Genomic DNA, 1,273 nt, shown 5'->3' on the forward strand with positions numbered 1-1,273 from the left:
TCAACCAAAATGTTACGGAAACGGCATACAGTTGTACTATCTGGAGCGCAGTCACCCAAGCCTAAACCGACAAAGCCACTGAAGGACAGACGGTCGTATAATTTCAGCCGTTCTTCCACGTTCATCTTCTGTTTGGCAATTCGCTAATATTTCATCACGTTTTTCTGTGCTAATAATAAAAGCATCATTGAAGCCAGTTTTTATCCCATAGTTTATTTGGATGTCCCAATCCTTTAAGGGTATTCCCGTAGCCTCAATCTTGCGTTTGATATTCTGCTCAATGGGCGAGAGAATCACCCACGAATCAGAGCCTCCGAAATTACAAGCAAAGCCTTGTTGCTGCACGAAAACGCTCTTTTCCTGAGCAACAGTTTATCGGAAACACTCATCAACGCTCCTTTCATATTGCTCTTCAACTTTGTAATAAGCTGTATGCCATCGATGAATAACCTTTGGAACAGGTTCTTGCCTATATACCCTTTGTCTGCTACCAACTTGCCATATAAGAACTCAACAAATTCCTTGTATCCCAACGGCTTTCGGTCATCCACGTCTCCCGGTGTAATCATGAAGTTGAGCAGTTCCCCCTTCTCGTTGCAGATCAGATGCAGCTTGAAACCGAAGAACCATCCCATGGAGCATTTTCCTCTTTGGGCAATACCCTTGAATACCTTGTGGATATGAATGCGCTGATTCCTGCAAACGCGCAAAGGGGTACTGTCGACAAAACTGATGCCGGTGCATTTGCCCAAAAGAACCTTCTTGATGAACAGAGCCAAGGGGATGGCTACCTCTCTCTCAAGTTCTACGAAACGGTTGTATGAGACAACCTCAGGAAACAGGTGGCGAAGATTCTTGCATACTTTCTCAAGATAGAAGTGCTTCAGGCAGCGATAGCCTGAATCGTGAAAGAGGATCATAATCAACATGATTTCTGCCTTGGACATCGTGAAATCACGATGATATTTTCTTTTATTGTTCGCTTTTAGCGTGTATTTTGCCATCATTGCATCAAAAAACTTGCAGAAGTCGTCTGCTATACAAAATATTTCCGTAACTTTGTCTTCGGTGATCATAGCGATTTTTGTCTGTAATTCTTTGTATTTTAGCACTATAAAGATACAACAAATTTCGCTAATCACCAAATTTACAAACACCTATAATTCGTCGAACTCACGTTATTATATATTCGACAGGGCTTATGACTCCTTTAAAGAACTCTATAGGATACATCTTACAGACTCTTTCTTTGTTGTCAGAGCCAAGACGAACT

At 41.7% G+C, this 1,273-nt stretch carries 2 pseudogenes; both read right to left on the reverse strand.

The features are described from left to right. Positions 1 to 95, reverse strand: a pseudogene (locus tag EV202_RS15355) (hypothetical protein); the annotation flags it as partial. Between the two features lie 255 nt (positions 96 to 350). Beyond that, positions 351 to 1,076 (reverse strand): annotated as a pseudogene (locus EV202_RS14945) (IS982 family transposase); the annotation flags it as partial. Positions 1,077 to 1,273 lie beyond the last annotated feature (197 nt).

This window comes from Prevotella heparinolytica (genome assembly GCF_004342845.1).
GTDB lineage: Bacteria > Bacteroidota > Bacteroidia > Bacteroidales > Bacteroidaceae > Bacteroides > Bacteroides heparinolyticus.